This is a genomic window from Ruegeria sp. CDSC052 (assembly GCF_059610685.1).
This window is the reverse complement of sequence record NZ_JBXWOB010000017.1, coordinates 1-12,377: the sequence shown is the minus strand read 5'-3', so window position 1 is coordinate 12,377 and position 12,377 is coordinate 1. Positions and strand designations below refer to the sequence as shown.

Here is a 12,377-nt window from a genome sequence, read left to right as displayed (position 1 = left end):
TCATGCATTGGGATGCTCTGACCCTTCAGCTTGGCTATAACGCCACGCTTGTCGCAATCGGCGCAAGCCTGCTGGGCATTTCCGCCGGGGTGACCGGCACATTTCTGTTCTTGCGCAAACGTGCACTGGTCAGCGATGCGATCAGCCATGCGACATTGCCGGGTGTGTGTCTGGCCTTTATGGTGCTTGTGGCCCTCGGTGGGGACGGCAGAAACCTGATCGGCCTGCTCGTCGGGTCGGCAATATCCGCTTGGATCGGCCTTTTGTGTATGAACTGGCTGACGCGGCACACGCGGCTGGCCGAGGATGCCGCGATCGGAGCGGTCCTATCTGTATTCTTTGGTTTCGGCATTGTGCTGCTGACGGTGATCCAGACCATGGGTGTGGGCCGACAGGCGGGGCTCGAAGGGTTTCTGCTGGGCTCGACCGCAGGAATGCTTTGGACAGATGCGATGATCATTGCGATCGGAGGCGCGGCAACGCTGGCGCTTGTCATGATTATCCGCCGTCCAATGACGATCGTTGCCTTTGATCCTGAATTTGCCGCAGCCAGGGGCCTGCCGGTGCATCGCATCGACCTTGCAATGATGGGTCTGGTTATGGCCGTCACAGTGGTTGGCCTGAAAGTTGTCGGGTTGATCCTGATCGTTGCGCTTTTGATCATTCCGCCGGTGACAGCCCGGTTTTGGACTGAGCGGTCCGAAAGAGTAGTGTTGCTGGCGGGTCTGATCGGGGGCGTCTCGGGTTATATCGGTGCGGCGCTGTCGGCGGCGGCTCCCAATCTGCCGACGGGTCCGCTTATTGTTCTTGTCAGTTTTGCCGTGTTTGTCCTGTCGTTGCTGTTGGCGCCGGTTCGCGGTGTTCTGGCGGCGGTGTTGCGGCACCTGCAATTCCAGCGTCGGGTTCATATCCGGCAGGGCTTGCTCGCGTTGGCACAAGGGCAGAAAATCTATGAGCCGCTGACCCTGCGTTTGTTGCGCCGGGCCGGGTTGGCACGCCCCGACGGCGTGGCAACCGAGGCTGGCAAGGCCCGCGCCGCCAAAGCCCTGCGCGACGAAAAGCGGTGGGAGGTCGTTCGCATGGACCAGGCCCACGAAGCAACGGCGGCGCTTTATGACGGGCTGCGCGATATCGAAACCGTGCTGACCCGCGACCAGATTACCGAGATCGACCGCCAGATCGGCGGCCCGCAGGGGATAGCACCATGAGCGGCGAAGAATTCGTTCCCCTGTCACTGACACCGCTGCTGATCGGGACATTTGCCGCTATCGCCTGCGCCCTTCCGGGGAACTTTCTGGTTCTGCGCAAACAGGCGCTGATCGGGGATGCCATCAGCCATGTAGTGTTGCCGGGCATCGTGGTGGCCTTTCTGCTGACCGGCGCGATCTCGACCTGGCCGATGATGCTGGGCGCGGCGGGTGCTGCCGTGGTTGCCGTTGTGATGATCGAGGCGATCCGCAGGTTGGGTCAGATCGAACCCGGCGCGGCAATGGGCGTGGTCTTTACTACCCTGTTTGCGGCGGGTGTTCTTTTGTTGGAGCAGACGGACACCTCGACCGTGCATCTGGATGTGGAACACGCGCTGTATGGCAATCTCGAAAGTCTGATCTGGCTGGACGCAACGGGATGGGTCTCGCTGTGGAACCCGGCAGCGCTTGCAGGGTTGCCCCCGGAATTGCCGCGTATCGCGCTGACACTTGCAGGGGTTTCCCTGTTTACCTGGATATTCTGGCGACCATTGAAGATTTCGACCTTTGACGAGGGTTTTGCCAGCACGATTGGTATTCGGACCGGTCCTTTGGGGTTTGCGCTGGTGATCACAGCGGCGATAGCTGCCGTCGCATCCTTCGACGCGGTTGGCTCGATCATCGTGATTGCCATGTTCATCTGCCCCCCGGCTGCGGCGCGGTTGATGACCAACCGATTGGAATCTCAAATCGCATGGAGCGTTGTATTTGCCGTGGTTTCGGCGGTGATGGGCTATGTTCTGGCGGGTTATGGCCCATTATGGCTGGGTGCCCGCGATGCCGTGAGTGCCGCCGGAATGATCGCAACGGTATCTGGTGTGATTCTGGCGCTTGCGGCTGTTTTCGGCCCCTGCCGGACCCGCGCGGGTGCTCCAGGCACTGTTTGATCCGGCATATTCCTGCTGTTGGCTGATGCCGTATTTCGGCTGAACTTTGCCAACGCGAACAGCACGGCCAGAGTTAATGAGCCTTAATCTGCAGATCGTGCTAAGGTTGTTGTATTGTTAAGCAACTGACCACCACTCACCCCGGCTTGTTCGGGCAATCGTGATCAAGGTCGTCGCCTTGCAGGCCGACATGGCGCGATTGTCCGAACGCCCCCTTCTTGCACTAAATCTGAATACCATAGCGGTGGCAGAATCGTGTGCGCATGTGCTAGGTCTAGGGGTATGGAGCAGGCAAACCCCAATATCAACGAGTTTCGACCGGTAATTCGGCAGTTGGACGATGCTGCAATCAACCGGATCGCAGCCGGCGAAGTGGTCGAGCGACCGGCCTCTGCGGTCAAGGAATTGATCGAGAACGCCATTGATGCAGGTGCCACGCGGGTTGCGATAGAGATCGCCGATGGGGGCAAGACGCTGATTCGCGTCACCGATGACGGCTGTGGTATTGCGACGGCGGACTTGCCGTTGGCTTTGTCCCGCCACGCAACCTCGAAAATCGACGGGTCGGATCTGCTGAACATTCATACTTTCGGCTTTCGCGGTGAGGCGTTGCCGTCGCTGGGCGCGGTCGGGCGTTTGACCATAACCAGTCGTGTTCCGGGGGCGGATGCCGCGCAGATTCAGGTCGCTGGTGGCACAATGTCCGCGGTGAAACCCGCGGCTCTGCGTGCGGGTACCGTGGTCGAGTTGCGCGATCTGTTCTTTGCCACGCCTGCGCGTCTGAAATTCATGCGTACCGACCGCGCCGAGACACAGGCCATCGCCGATACGGTCAAACGTCTGGCCATGGCCGAGCCCTCGGTCACCTTTACCCTGCGCGATGTCTCGGGCGGCGGCGAGGGGCGCGTTACCTTCCGGGCTGACCGCGAGAATGGTGATCTGTTTAACGCGTTGCATGCCCGACTGGCCCGCGTGATCGGGCGCGAGTTTGCCGAGAACGCGTTGCAAATCGACGCCACGCGTGAGGGTATCCGGCTGTATGGCTATGCCGCCCTGCCGACTTATTCTCGGGGCGCAGCGGTGGCGCAGTACCTGTTCGTCAATGGACGGCCTGTGCGTGACAAGATGCTGACCGGTGCATTGCGGGCGGCCTATTTCGACTTTCTCAGCCGTGATCGGCATCCGGCGGCGGCTCTGTTCATCGACTGTGATCCGACGCTGGTGGATGTGAACGTGCACCCTGCCAAATCCGAAGTGCGGTTCCGCGACCCTGGCGTGGCGCGCGGGCTGATCGTCTCGGCCCTGCGGCACGCACTGGCAGAGGCCGGGCATAGGGCGTCTTCAACCGTAGCGAACGCGACCCTCGGCGCGATGCGGCCTGAAACACCGCAACCCATTCCGGCGCGGGTCTACCAGATGGATCGCCCTTCATCCGCCGCGCGCCAGATGGCCTATCAGGCGCAGGCACCGGGCTTTGCTGAACTGACCTGCGATTACAGCGGCAGCGTGGTCGAGCCGGTCGCGGAATCTGTTTCCGAGGCGCCGGTAGAAGACCTGCCTTTGGGGGCTGCACGCGGGCAGGTGCATGAAAACTACATTATCGCCCAGACCGCTGATGGTATGGTGATTGTCGATCAGCACGCCGCGCATGAGCGGTTGGTCTATGAAAAGCTGAAAGCCCAGATGGCGGCGAACGGCGTGGCGGCGCAGGCGCTGCTGATCCCCGAGATCGTAGAGTTGTCTGAAGGCGACTGCGCGCGACTTATGGCGGTGGCAGATGACCTTTCGCGCTTTGGCCTGACGCTCGAGCCCTTCGGCGGCGGTGCGGTTGCCGTGCGTGAAACCCCGGCCATTCTGGGTGAGGTCAACGCCCGCGCAATGATTCTGGATATTCTGGATGAGCTGTCCGATCAGGGTGAAAGCCAGATGGTGCAGGCGCGGATTGAGGCGATCCTCAGCCGTGTCGCCTGTCACGGTTCGATCCGCTCGGGCCGCCGAATGCGGGCCGAGGAAATGAATGCCCTGCTGCGCGAGATGGAGGCAACGCCTCATTCCGGCCAATGCAACCACGGGCGGCCAACCTACGTGGAACTGAAACTGGCCGATATCGAACGATTGTTCGGACGCAGTTGATCCCGCGGGGTGCGCGGGCTATGAAGAATAAAGCAAGAACACCCGAGGCGATATGATCGAGATTGCAGGAACCCAATTTGCATTGAACAACCCCGTGATCCTGATCGTTGGCGGGGTGGTGGCATTGATCCTGTTGCTGCTGTTCCTGTCTTTGCGAGCGGCCAACCGGTCAGCCAGGATGGCCGAGCCACTGTCGCGGCAAATGGCGCATTTGGGTCAACATGTTCAGCAGTTGGGACAAGGACAAGAGCAGCTGCGCGGTGGACTGCAGCATGTCTCGGACACGCAGGCCAATGCGCAGCTGCAGGTGATCCAGACGGTTGAATCCCGCCTGTCTTCGGTGCAGCAGCAGATGAACGATCGGCTGGCAGATAACGCGATGAAATCCGCACGTGCGCTGGCCGAGATGCAGGAGCGGATGAAGGAATCACTGCACGGCTCGTCGAAACAGACGGCGACGTCACTGACCCAGCTGCAGGAGCGTCTGGCGGCCATCGACAAGGCGCAGGATAACATCACCAAACTGTCGGGCGATGTGCTGTCGCTTCAGGATATTCTGTCGAACAAACAGACGCGCGGTGCGTTCGGAGAGATTCAGTTGAACGATATCGTCTCCAAGGCATTGCCCTCGGACAGTTTCAAGCTGCAGGCGACCTTGTCGAACGGGCGTAGGGCGGATTGCCTGATCCACCTGCCCAACCCACCAGGCCCCATTGTGATCGACAGCAAATTCCCGTTGGAGGCCTATGAGGCGCTGATCGGATCGACCAATGATATGGAACTGAAGGCAGCCGTGCAGATGTTCCGAACAACTGTGCGCAAGCATATCAACGACATCTCCGAGAAATACATTCTGGACGGGGAAACCGCCGATGGCGCGTTGATGTTCCTACCTTCCGAAGCGGTTTATGCCGAGTTGCACGCCAAGTTTCCCGAATTGGTGCAGGAGAGCTTTACCAAACGCGTTTGGATCGTCTCGCCCACCACCTGCATGGCAACGCTGAACACGATGCGCGCGATCCTGAAGGACGCAAGGATGCGGGAACAGGCGGGTGCTATCCGCAAAGAGCTGGGTCTGCTGCACAAGGATGTAGATCGCCTGGGCGATCGGGTTTCCAATCTGGATCGTCATTTCGGGCAGGCGGCCAAGGATATCTCGGAAATCAAGATCAGCGCTGAAAAAGCCGGGCGCCGGGCGCAGCGGCTGGACAATTTCGATTTCGAAGAGATCGCACCTGACGACACGCCGGGCGTTGTACCGCTGGCGCGGCACGAAATCTGACAAGCCGTTCGATGCGACATTGGCCGGATTTGGCCAGCGCACCGCGTCAGGTCCCAGAGATCAGATACGCAGGAAGGGCTGGAACAAGCGGGGCATGAGCTTGGTGAATTTTAGCGGCGCGTCGGTAACGGCCAGACAGATGCAATCTGCGGTAATGTCTGCGGTCGGGGTGTGATGCAGATCTTCATCGGCAATCTCGACATCGCCGCGTGCAAAGTGATCAACTTCATCCGAAAACGCACCCTGCAGAACCATGGTCAATTCCATACCGTTATGGCTGTGATCCGGAACTGCGGTTCCGGCCGGAATGAACAGCAGACGTGCCGAAGCGTCGCCGCTCGTCGGCAAGATAGCTTGTCTGACGCCCATTCCGATGGGCCGCCATCGGATGTCATTGACAGTGCCGCCGACGTAGTCCTGCAGGGGGGCAGGTAGGACGGCGCAGCCCTTGTTCACGGGCTTGGGGGTCGGTGCGCCTTGGGCGATCAGCGCCATCGTCGCAGCCAGCGCGCTGTCGCGCATTTGGGCAGGATAGGGCAGCTCGTCCAGTATCTGTCCGCCAACCGCATCAAAGCTTTCAGCCTGCGCGCGGCAATGGTCACACAGCGACAGATGGGTCGCGACCATCAGATCGAACGCTTCGGGCAGGCTGCCGGCGGCATATGCCATCAGCAGATCTTCCGTCAGGTGATGCTTAATCTGTTTGCTCATCGTCTCTGTCTCAGTTCATTGCGTGGCGCAGGCGATCCAGCGCCAGCCTAATTCTTGATTTGATCGTTCCCAGAGGCAACCCAGTCTGAGATGCAATTTCCCGGTGACTCAGGTCTCCGAAATAGGCCTTTTCGATCAAGTCTCTTTGCGCGTCAGGCAACGCCTTCAAGGCAGTGCGCAGCTGCGCGGTTTCTTGTTGCAAGACGATCACGTCGTCCTGATCAGGTTCGGACTCGGGGCCCCAGCCCAGTTCTTCCGGTTCGGGGCGCCGTTGCTTGCGCAGGGCGTCGATGCGTTTGTTCCGTGCGATGGTGAACACCCATGTGGCCACCGTTGCCCGGGTCGGATCGAACAGATGGGCCTTGTGCCACAAGGTCGCCATCACCTCTTGCGCACATTCCTCGGACATGGTCGCGTCCGAGCCCGACTTCATCAGGAACGCCTTGATCCGCGGCGCAAAATGCTGGAACAGCTCGGCAAAAGCCGCCTGATCCTGCGCATCCCGAATGCGCCTGACATGGTCCACCCACTCAATCCTGGTGTCGCAACTGCTTTGTGTTCCGTTCACCTGTCTACCCTTGATGCGTTTTCTTGTGCGCCAAGGCTTGAGGACGGCGGGTGTAGCCGCCGGCTCGTCCAAGGTCACGGTGTCTATCTCGGTAAACATAACCACAATACGGTTGGTGTCCCAAGCCGGATCACTCTGAAGCGATATTTTTGATCCAATCCTGGCTGGATGCCGTATTCTAAGTAACAGAAACCTTCAGAAAACCACGCCCCTCCGGGCGGTTACAAGCGGGTCGGACCATATCGAATGACACAGACCGTTGATCATGTTGCGGGCCATACCTTTCACGGGCGCAAGGGGGCGATCGAAAACGCCTTCCGCTATTCGGTCGACTACATTCTTCTGAACCCTGAACGCGATCTGACCACTCCGGCGCTATTTTCGGTGAACCGGGCCAATCTTGCCAACTGGCGGTCGCAGGATCACGGGGGTGAGCCGGGCCAGGGCGACGGTGCCGCCTGGCTGCGCGCGCGGTTTGATCAGTTGCAGGTGGCGCAACCGGCGCGCCTGATGTTGCTGACGCAGCCTCGGGTTCTGGGGCATGTGTTCAACCCGGTCAGCTTCTGGTTCTGTTTCGATGGGCAGGGTGCGCTCAATGCGGTTGTGGCCGAGGTGACCAATACCTATGGCACGCGCCACAGCTATCTGTGCCACAATCCCGGCTTTTCACCCATCAAGGCAACCGACAGGATGGTGGCTGACAAACTGCTGCATGTCTCGCCCTTCCAGAAGATCGAGGGCAGCTATACCTTCCGTTTCGACTATCGCCCCGAACGTGTTGGCGTTTGGATCGAGTATACCCGCCCCGAGGGCGGATTGATCGCCACCCTGACCGGGACACGCCGTCCGCTGACCAACCGGGTGATCCTTTGGTCGCTGCTGCGCCGCCCATTTGGTGCGCGGCGGACCTTTGCGCTGATCATCTGGCAAGCACTTAAACTTTGGGTGAAAAAAGCCACCTTTCGCCCGTTCAGAACCGCACCGGTGCCGGATCAGCCGGTTTCGCGTGTGCGCCTGCGCTAACGCGTTTGTTCAAGATCAAAGACTCGGGCTCTGCCTAGTGGTTGTTTCATTCGAAAGCCGCGAACACAGGAGTCGGGTCATGTTGGAAATTTCAGCAAGAAAAGTTGCTCAGGTTGCGCTGATGGGGCGCGAGCTGAATCGGGCCGAGGGCGAGTTGCGCGCGTTCATTGATCACATGAGCGAGGACGAACAGGCCGAACTGGTGGCTATCATGTGGATCGGACGTGAAAGCTTCTTCGCCGAGGATCTGGTCGAAGCCATCGCCACCGCAAGGGCCGAAGCCTCAACCCCCTGTGCTGATTACCTGATCGGAACGCCGCACATGTCAGATCATCTGGAAAATGGTCTGGATGCGCTAGGGGTATCGGCCGAGGACGTGGAAAATGATCTGATGTAGGCACCAGTTTTATTGCCGTCACGCCACCTGATTGGCGTGACTGTCATCTCAGTTGGAATGGTCAATGATCGCGAGGTGCTGCGCCAGCCGGTCGATTTCAGCCATCCAGCCCTGCACCAGTTTCGGATCATTGGGGGCCGCATGAACGCCTGCCGGAATAGCGCGGTTCAAGACGGCTTCGACAGCCAGTGAAACGGGGACCGAGACCAGCCGCGCCATTGCCGTGCCGCGGTCGTCACCCCAGGCATCCATCACATAGGTTTTGTGCCAGACCGGAACGCCGTCTTTTTCCGCCTTCAGGCCCACACACAGAACCACACGGTCTGGCTCGCCCTCGTCATAGGCGTTGTCGGCCCAGAACTGGTCCGACATCTCCTTCAGGCGTGCATCGCCTTCGGGGCCGGACAGGGTTTCGATTTCGGCAAACACACCCGACCACGCATCGGCCCAGCCATTCAGACGCAGCGTACCGCGGACGAATTCCTTGACCGGCCAGTGATCCTCGAAATGGTACTGCGCCATGAACGGGATCGAGTCGCGGTTCGGATAGACCTCAAAGCTTTCGGGTGTGGGCAGGGGTGCGATATAGCTGGTAATCGCATCCCATGGGCGCGCCACGTCCAGCGGAGCATAATTGCGAATTGATTTCGATGGTGAACGCAACGCCTTGAGCACACCCAGCGGTGACCAGCTGAACTTGTACCGGAACGGGTTCGGATGCTTGGGGATGCCACCGCAATAAGAGATGAAACTCAAGTGGTTCTGCGGGTCGAACGCGTCCGAAGCGCGATAGTCGTCGATCAGTGCATGAGCCATCAGGTGATCGATGCCCGGGTCCAGCCCGACCTCGTTGACCAGCGCCACCCCGGCTTCGCGGGCCGCCTCGTCCAACGCGCGCATCTCGGGGGCGATATAGGAGGATGAGACGAAATTCGCCTGTTTCGCGATTGCAAGCTCGGCCAAGGGCACGTGCCAGTCGCCGGGCAACATCGAAACGATGACATCGCCCTGTTCCAGCACCGCCGCCAAGGCGTCGATGTCAAAAACGCGGATATCGCTGGTCAGGTCACCAACTTCGGCCTTGGCCTTTTCGATTGTCCGGTTCCAGACCGTGACCTTGTGCCCGCCTTCGATCAGGCGGCGTAAGCCGGGAATGGCCGACAGGCCGGTGCCACACCAGTGAATCGTCATGTGAAAACTCCTTTACGGCTGTTCAGCCAAACCTCAGTTTTGCAATCACGATCGCGCTGACAAGCAGGATCGATATCACATTACCCAATATCAGCGGCCATGCCGCAATCATCACTCCGTAAATCAGCCACAGGCTCAACGTGGCCAGAATCAACAGGTTCGCCGGCATAGACAGATCCTTGGTCTCGCGGGAGCGCCAGGTCTTTAGGGTTTGAGGAAGCCAACATACAGTGCCCAGCACCGCAGCCGCGCCCCCGATCAGGTGTTCCATGCGTGGCTACTCCTAGACATGGTTGTCGAACGTATCGCGGGCCCGGCCCCAGACGCCGCTGTTCAAGTCGGTCAGGGTCAGCAGAGAAGGCAGAAGCTGTGCTGCATAATCTTCCGAGCTTTCGACCGGTAGCATCGACGGCAGATTGTCGATTGCAACTACATCAAGAACCGGATTGGTCGCCACGCGCAGGGCAGGTGCGTCCCAAGTGGTTGCTCGGTCATAAACCGGAACGGGGTTATAATCGCTGTCGGGGTCACAGGCGACATCGCCGATGGCGGTCAGCTTGCGGTCAGCGGCCAGTGCCTCATGCGGGACAAAAACCGGCGTGCCTGGGCGCGCGAAGATACAGTTCAGGAACAGGTCGTGGTCGAGGATTTCAGGGAACGGCCCGCCGCTGGCGGTTTCGGCCATGTCCCACTTGGTGACACTGACACCCATCGCCGTGCAAAGGTCGCTGGCGCCGGTACCCACGCGGCCAAGAGCACCGATGACGATGGCCCTTGGTCTATTGGCCTCGATGGCATCTAGTTCAGCCAGAAGCTCGGAATTCAACGCGTCCTTGCTGGGATAGACACCAACCGGAGAGCATTCCGCGCCCCGCTGCTGCGCGGCCCAAGTCTTGAGTGTCACCGCCGCCCCGGCATAGCCGGCCCAATAGCCAAAGGCGGCGACCCGGCGGCCGTTTTCCTCGACAAGATATTCCAGATCATACAGCGTTCCGCCCCCGGCCTTGAACCGTTCTAGCAGAGCCCGGCCGGAATGCTGACCCTTATAGGCATGGCCGAACATGATGTGGCGGTGGGGCAGGGGCGTGCCATCCTCGGGCAGTTCCTTGAGGCCAAAGATGATCGCGTCCTTGGGTGCATCTGGCCAGGAGTTCTCGGGCGCGATCTCGCAGCCAGCAGCCTTGTAACCGTCGATGGGGATGGCGCGAACATGGCTTTCCTCGACCGTTACGCGGATGCCAGCAGCGATCAGCGCCAAAGCGCCTTCAGGGGTCAGCCCGACCCGTTCTTCGTTCGGGCGCTGTTCGGCCCGGACCCATAGATGCGTCATATTTTGTCCCCTTTATCAGAGCATTCCGGCGGCACGTACGGCTTTCAGCGAAGCGCGCGCCTCTGCCGCCTCACGAAAGGCGACGATCTTGGGATAGGTTGCAACGTCGACGCCGTCGCCTTCCAACCAACTGCAAACCACATACAAATAGGCATCGGCCAGCGAGAACGCCTCGCCCAGCACAAACGATCCACGCAGACCGTTCGAACAGATATAGTCGCAGGACGCTGCCATGGTCTGCGCGACTTTTGCCGTCATATCCTTCCAGCTGGATTTCTTGTCGGCCCACCGCGCGCCGCGCAGCTTATGGGCGTGGTTCACATGCATGGTCGAGGCAAGATAATACATCACCTCGCGCATCCGGGCGGCCATGATCGGGTCCGCAGGCACCAGCCCGGCCTTCGGAGCCATTGCTGCGATGAACTCCAAAAGTGCCCCGGTTTCGGTCAAAATCCCACCGTCTACCACCAGCGCCGGAACCCGGCCTTTTGGGTTGATCTGCTTGTAGGCGGATTTGGTTTGCTCACCACTGGCAAAGTCCAGTTGGATCGCCTCATAGTCCAGCCCGGCCTCTTCCAGTGCAATCGCAACGGCGACCGAAATCGTGCGAGGGGCATAGTAAAGTTGCATCACAAAGCCTCTGGTTTGGGGTTACAGGTGGGTCTGTGCAAACTGCCGGTCTGGTGCTTCCAGATGCGGAACGGCATTGAACAGAACCGGGCTGAGCTGTGTACCTATCGGGTATAAACGGTGCATTGACGTGTTCATGATGGCAAGAGCCACCCGCGCCATGGCCGGGATATCCAGCCCCATCGCCTGCCGGACAACCATCGAAATCAACCCGCCCGAGGTCACAACGATGGCAGGGCCGCCTTCGGTTCCGATATCGGTCAGCGCGTCGCGCACCCGGGTTTCGAATTCCTCGAAGGTTTCCGGTGTGTTTTTGATGGCGCCATCGGCCCAGGCGGCAAAGGTGCGGGGCAGATGCTCGACAAAACCTTCGCGATCAGTGGGCACTTTCACTCCGTGCTGTTCCTCGAACAGCTGCGCGATGGTGAAATACTCGATCTCGTTCAGCCGCGGATCGCGGATCGGATCAGTCAGCCCCATGCTGGCGGTGGTCTCGGCGTGGCGGATCAGGGTGCCGCAATAGACCCGGGGAAAATGGCTGCGTGTGTCCTGGAGATGCGCCCCCAGCCAGCGGGCCTGCTGATGTCCCAGATCGCTGAGCTTGTCATAGTTCTTTTCGTCGCGCGCGGTGGTATTGGCCTGCCCGTGACGCACCAGTGTGATATGTGACATGTCGGTCCCTCTTGCGTGGCAAGTCTTAGGACAGGTCTAGGTCCGGGGCCAGAGCCGTTCGTTGCGGTTTGGAAATTATTCTCGCTCACCCCCGAATCTGGCCGGGCGGTATTGTTGTTGACTCGCAAGACCGTCCACAGGAACCTTGGTGATATCAGACTGTCCTGCAAATTCATCGTTGCAAGCTATTCGATGACCTCGGAAAACTGGCTTGGGAAAGGATTTATTTATGACGGATATTAGGCGCACGCCTTTGCATGGTTTGCATGTTGAGTTGGGTGGGAAGTTGGTTGATTTTGCGGGCTG

The 12,377-nt window shown here is 59.7% G+C and carries 13 protein-coding genes; 6 read left to right on the top strand and 7 right to left on the bottom strand.

The features are described 5' to 3' along the window. The first annotated feature begins 2 nt into the window (after window positions 1-2). The 4 genes from AC2FIM_RS18740 to AC2FIM_RS18725 all read left to right on the top strand — a co-directional run bounded on the left by AC2FIM_RS18740 (window position 3) and on the right by AC2FIM_RS18725 (window position 5,549). Window positions 3-1,208: a metal ABC transporter permease gene (locus AC2FIM_RS18740; protein WP_271952148.1), complete on the top strand. Its 1,206-nt coding sequence runs from the start codon at window positions 3-5 to the stop codon at window positions 1,206-1,208. After that, entirely contained in the window at window positions 1,205-2,134 is a 930-nt protein-coding gene (locus AC2FIM_RS18735) for a metal ABC transporter permease (protein WP_271952150.1), read from the top strand. The genes AC2FIM_RS18740 and AC2FIM_RS18735 overlap by 4 nt, the downstream gene beginning before the upstream one ends. 282 nt (window positions 2,135-2,416) lie before the next feature. Further along, window positions 2,417-4,267 (top strand): DNA mismatch repair endonuclease MutL, encoded by a 1,851-nt coding sequence (gene mutL / locus AC2FIM_RS18730; protein ID WP_496708336.1) that lies wholly within the window; start codon window positions 2,417-2,419, stop codon window positions 4,265-4,267. 52 nt (window positions 4,268-4,319) lie between these two features. Beyond that, entirely contained in the window at window positions 4,320-5,549 is a 1,230-nt protein-coding gene (locus AC2FIM_RS18725) for a DNA recombination protein RmuC (protein WP_271952152.1), read from the top strand. A 60-nt stretch (window positions 5,550-5,609) separates the two neighbouring features. Here the strand turns inward: AC2FIM_RS18725 and AC2FIM_RS18720 are convergent, their stop codons facing one another. Both AC2FIM_RS18720 and AC2FIM_RS18715 read right to left on the bottom strand, forming a co-directional pair. Further along, on the bottom strand, window positions 5,610-6,260 hold the full coding sequence (locus AC2FIM_RS18720; RefSeq protein WP_496708337.1) for a ChrR family anti-sigma-E factor: 651 nt from the start codon (window positions 6,258-6,260) through the stop codon (window positions 5,610-5,612). Window positions 6,261-6,270: 10 nt separating this feature from the next. Continuing rightward, window positions 6,271-6,927, bottom strand: a complete 657-nt coding sequence (locus AC2FIM_RS18715) for a sigma-70 family RNA polymerase sigma factor (protein ID WP_142640072.1) — start codon at window positions 6,925-6,927, stop codon at window positions 6,271-6,273. A gap of 147 nt (window positions 6,928-7,074) precedes the next feature. Between AC2FIM_RS18715 and AC2FIM_RS18710 the strand changes: the two genes are divergently transcribed. Together AC2FIM_RS18710 and AC2FIM_RS18705 are read left to right on the top strand one after the other, a co-directional pair. Further along, window positions 7,075-7,851 carry a DUF1365 domain-containing protein gene (locus AC2FIM_RS18710; RefSeq protein WP_281973763.1) on the top strand — a complete coding sequence of 259 codons (777 nt, stop codon included), beginning with the start codon at window positions 7,075-7,077 and terminating at the stop codon, window positions 7,849-7,851. Between the two features lie 79 nt (window positions 7,852-7,930). Then, window positions 7,931-8,248 (top strand): DUF3775 domain-containing protein, encoded by a 318-nt coding sequence (locus AC2FIM_RS18705; protein WP_142640076.1) that lies wholly within the window; start codon window positions 7,931-7,933, stop codon window positions 8,246-8,248. A gap of 48 nt (window positions 8,249-8,296) precedes the next feature. Here AC2FIM_RS18705 and AC2FIM_RS18700 read toward each other — a convergent pair whose 3' ends face one another. The 5 genes from AC2FIM_RS18700 to AC2FIM_RS18680 are packed head-to-tail and all read right to left on the bottom strand — an operon-like array spanning window position 8,297 to window position 12,071. After that, entirely contained in the window at window positions 8,297-9,439 is a 1,143-nt protein-coding gene (locus tag AC2FIM_RS18700; protein WP_142640079.1) for a saccharopine dehydrogenase family protein, read from the bottom strand. Between the two features lie 22 nt (window positions 9,440-9,461). Further along, entirely contained in the window at window positions 9,462-9,710 is a 249-nt protein-coding gene (locus tag AC2FIM_RS18695) for a SemiSWEET family sugar transporter (RefSeq protein ID WP_142640081.1), read from the bottom strand. Between the two features lie 12 nt (window positions 9,711-9,722). Further along, window positions 9,723-10,769 (bottom strand): saccharopine dehydrogenase, encoded by a 1,047-nt coding sequence (locus AC2FIM_RS18690; RefSeq protein ID WP_282022369.1) that lies wholly within the window; start codon window positions 10,767-10,769, stop codon window positions 9,723-9,725. A 15-nt stretch (window positions 10,770-10,784) separates the two neighbouring features. Further along, complete coding sequence (locus AC2FIM_RS18685; RefSeq protein WP_282022368.1) at window positions 10,785-11,399, bottom strand: glutathione S-transferase family protein; 615 nt, start codon at window positions 11,397-11,399, stop codon at window positions 10,785-10,787. 21 nt (window positions 11,400-11,420) lie between these two features. Continuing rightward, a complete protein-coding gene (locus AC2FIM_RS18680; protein ID WP_142640087.1) occupies window positions 11,421-12,071 on the bottom strand; it encodes a histidine phosphatase family protein in 651 nt (216 codons plus the stop codon). Window positions 12,072-12,377: the final 306 nt, after the last annotated feature.

Excerpts from the sequence above, each read along its gene's own strand:
- AC2FIM_RS18740 (WP_271952148.1), top strand. The coding sequence starts at position 3 with ATGCATTGGGATGCTCTGACCCTTCAGCTTGGCTATAACGCCACGCTT.
- AC2FIM_RS18735 (WP_271952150.1), top strand. The coding sequence starts at position 1,205 with ATGAGCGGCGAAGAATTCGTTCCCCTGTCACTGACACCGCTGCTGATC.
- mutL (WP_496708336.1), top strand. The coding sequence starts at position 2,417 with ATGGAGCAGGCAAACCCCAATATCAACGAGTTTCGACCGGTAATTCGG.
- AC2FIM_RS18725 (WP_271952152.1), top strand. The coding sequence starts at position 4,320 with ATGATCGAGATTGCAGGAACCCAATTTGCATTGAACAACCCCGTGATC.
- AC2FIM_RS18720 (WP_496708337.1), bottom strand. The coding sequence starts at position 6,260 with ATGAGCAAACAGATTAAGCATCACCTGACGGAAGATCTGCTGATGGCA.
- AC2FIM_RS18715 (WP_142640072.1), bottom strand. The coding sequence starts at position 6,927 with ATGTTTACCGAGATAGACACCGTGACCTTGGACGAGCCGGCGGCTACA.
- AC2FIM_RS18710 (WP_281973763.1), top strand. The coding sequence starts at position 7,075 with ATGACACAGACCGTTGATCATGTTGCGGGCCATACCTTTCACGGGCGC.
- AC2FIM_RS18705 (WP_142640076.1), top strand. The coding sequence starts at position 7,931 with ATGTTGGAAATTTCAGCAAGAAAAGTTGCTCAGGTTGCGCTGATGGGG.
- AC2FIM_RS18700 (WP_142640079.1), bottom strand. The coding sequence starts at position 9,439 with ATGACGATTCACTGGTGTGGCACCGGCCTGTCGGCCATTCCCGGCTTA.
- AC2FIM_RS18695 (WP_142640081.1), bottom strand. The coding sequence starts at position 9,710 with ATGGAACACCTGATCGGGGGCGCGGCTGCGGTGCTGGGCACTGTATGT.
- AC2FIM_RS18690 (WP_282022369.1), bottom strand. The coding sequence starts at position 10,769 with ATGACGCATCTATGGGTCCGGGCCGAACAGCGCCCGAACGAAGAACGG.
- AC2FIM_RS18685 (WP_282022368.1), bottom strand. The coding sequence starts at position 11,399 with ATGCAACTTTACTATGCCCCTCGCACGATTTCGGTCGCCGTTGCGATT.
- AC2FIM_RS18680 (WP_142640087.1), bottom strand. The coding sequence starts at position 12,071 with ATGTCACATATCACACTGGTGCGTCACGGGCAGGCCAATACCACCGCG.